Raw genomic sequence first — 2,829 nt, 5'->3', positions numbered from 1 at the left:
CATGGCGTTATTTAAACAAGATACAACTAAAACAGCCAGTATGGCGAGAAAAAAGAAAATGGCAGGGCTAGACGATGATTATCGCTCAACCCTGTTAGAATCTGGGATTAAAATGCGCTAGCCGTGACTTATAACAGGGTTAGTGGTATTTATTGCTTGGATTATGCTTAAGCTCGTTATATGGGGTAAGAGCATGTCTAAAGGAGCGTATTTATTTTTAGCATTTTTTCCACTAATTTCACTTATGCCTATTCCACCCCTACTTATGAAAATGTTCAAAAGGCCAAGCAAGAGCAGCGTAAACGCAAAGAAGACTCAGGAGACGACCCTACGAATGAAGATGAGTAAGCCAGTTTAGCTGCAAATTAAAACACTTTTAAGGACGCTTTAAGCATGCTCTAAGGTTTAAAATAGAGTGAACCCTTTTACTGCTAGCCCTATATTCGAAGCCAATGTATAACGTACAACTCCCCTTAAAATAAGCTTTAATAAACATTTACCTATACTATTCAACCCTGTATTGATATGTGAAAATACACCGACATAAAACAACTTTAGGTTTTTAAGTTATGCCAAAGCAGCATATAGGTAGTATTGCTCTTGTTGTAAAAGACTATGACGAAGCAATTGCATTTTATACAAAAAAATTAAGCTTTGAATTAGTGGAAGATACGGACTTAGGTGATGGAAAACGCTGGGTGTTAATAACCCCACCCAACTCAAACGGCACACATATATTACTTGCACAAGCCACAGAGCCAGAGCAGTTTAACGCTGTTGGCAATCAAGCAGGTGGCCGTGTATGGCTATTTTTAAACACTGACAACTTTTGGCGCGACTACGAAAGCATGCTAGAAAATGGCGTAGTATTTCATGAGCAGCCTCGCAATGAGCCTTACGGTACGGTGGCCGTATTTGAAGATCTCTATGGTAACAAATGGGATCTTATTCAACAGAGCTAAATACTTAATTGATTAACGACCTGACTATTTGAAATAAATCCGAGGGTAGCATGCCGCGCTGCCCTTGCTCTTCAGCCGCAACCTCACCTGCTCGAGCATGAAGAGTTACCCCGTATCGCGCTGCTTCATCGATACTAAGCCCTTGAGCAAGCAATGCACCAATAATACCTGTAAGTACGTCGCCACTCCCTCCCACGGCAAGTGCTGCGTTACCATTTTCACACACCCAAGTACTTATGCCGTTATCAATTAAAGACCCAGCGCCTTTTAATATGCAAGTAGCATTATACCGTTTTGCGCATAATCGCACGCTATCAAACCTATTTGACTCTATTTCAGATGTATTTTTGCTAATGAGCCGAGCCGCCTCACCAGGGTGCGGAGTAAGAACACATTGAGCCAACGTATAAGCACTTGCATTTTCAGCTAATAAATTAAGTGCATCAGCATCAAGTACAAGCGGCGTATTGTGCTCTTGGCAATAGTGCATTACAGTGCAAAACGTTTTTTTAGCCCATTCATCCTGCCCAAGTCCAGGGCCAAGTACAACACAACTTGCCCACTCTAAAGCCTGTTCAAGGTTTTCACTCATGACCATTAATTCTGCCCTACCTATGCTTATTGGCATAATAGAGCTTTGGTGCGTATAAACCTTCACCATCCCTGCACCTGCTCGTAGCGCAGCTTCACTACTGAGCCTAATTGCTCCCGCAGTACCTTGGTTGCCCCCTACGCATAATAACTTGCCATGATTGCCCTTATGGCTATTTAAAGCCCGAGAGCCTAAGCGATTAAAGCTGTCTATATTTATCAAGTGAGCACAAGGTGAAGCGAGTTGACTAAAAGTATCTTCAATTGCTAATTCATCGAGAATCAACTCACCGGCATGCTGTTTACCTGTCCCTGTAGAAAGGCCCTGTTTAATCGCAATAAAAGTAAGTGTTTTTGTTGCCTGAATAGCTGCGCCTAATACTTCACCTGTATTTGCATCAATCCCTGAGGGAACATCGATACTTAAAACAGGCTTTTCGCTTTGGTTGATGGCAGTAATAATCTCACAATAATTTTCGCGAACAGGTGAATTAAGCCCAGTACCTAGTAACCCATCAATCACACAGTCGCAGCAATCTAAATCACTCTTTGCAAACTCGTTAACTATGCCACCATTATCAAGCCATAACTGCTTCGCTTTAGCAGCGTCACCACTGAGTGTTTTAACAGGGTCTAGAGCGCAAACTTTAACCTCTGCACCAGAGTCCTTTATTAAACGCGCGGCTATATAAGCATCACCCGCATTATTGCCATTACCTACAATAACTAAAGTAAGCTTAGCGTTAAAAGACTGCCACTGCTTGTATACGGCCTCCCCCGCTCGCTGCATTAAAGTAAATAAATCTATTCCACATTGCTTAGCCGCCTCTCCCTCATAAGAGCGAATCTGCTCTTTTGTGTAAATATGCCATTGTTTATTTAACATAGAAACTCGCCATAAATAAGTCTGTAGATGCTCTATAACTATAGCTTGGGATAAAAGAGCACTTTTCAATAGCGGATTTAGCATGCTAAACAGCTATTAAAACTGAAGTTGAAGGCTTTAGTACAAAGAGTGTGAGTTCTGTAGTGGGCTTTTGCCGCGGGTTTCGTGATACTCAACCCACGCTACGGAGGTGGTGAAGACTGTGCGAATAAAATCTGGAATGTATTTTTACTTTTCTGCAAACGTAAAAAAGCCCGGCTCTTTCGTATCCGTCCGGTGATCACCGCCTAGCCTTTAAAATTCCACGGTAATAGACTATCGATATCAGGTGTTGATTGGCACAGCTCATCTAAACACGCGGTGATGTAATCGTATGGCGCTAAGCCGTTG

2 protein-coding genes are annotated in these 2,829 nt (G+C 42.2%); one reads left to right on the top strand and one right to left on the bottom strand.

Going from position 1 to position 2,829, the window contains the following annotated elements; genetic code table 11:
• Nucleotides 1-569 precede the first annotated feature (569 nt).
• The gene (locus tag PSI06_RS20750; protein WP_004587679.1) at nucleotides 570-962 is read left to right on the top strand and encodes a VOC family protein; all 393 of its coding nucleotides are present in this window, start codon (nucleotides 570-572) and stop codon (nucleotides 960-962) included.
• 4 nt (nucleotides 963-966) lie between these two features.
• On the opposite strand, the gene PSI06_RS20745 is transcribed toward PSI06_RS20750, so the two are convergent.
• Nucleotides 967-2,439, bottom strand: a complete 1,473-nt coding sequence (locus PSI06_RS20745) for an NAD(P)H-hydrate dehydratase (protein WP_273604786.1) — start codon at nucleotides 2,437-2,439, stop codon at nucleotides 967-969.
• Nucleotides 2,440-2,829: the final 390 nt, after the last annotated feature.

The organism is Pseudoalteromonas sp. GABNS16E, assembly GCF_028598715.1.
Classification (GTDB): domain Bacteria; phylum Pseudomonadota; class Gammaproteobacteria; order Enterobacterales; family Alteromonadaceae; genus Pseudoalteromonas; species Pseudoalteromonas atlantica.
Note: the sequence above shows the minus strand (reverse complement) of the source record. Positions and strands in the feature narration are given on the sequence as shown.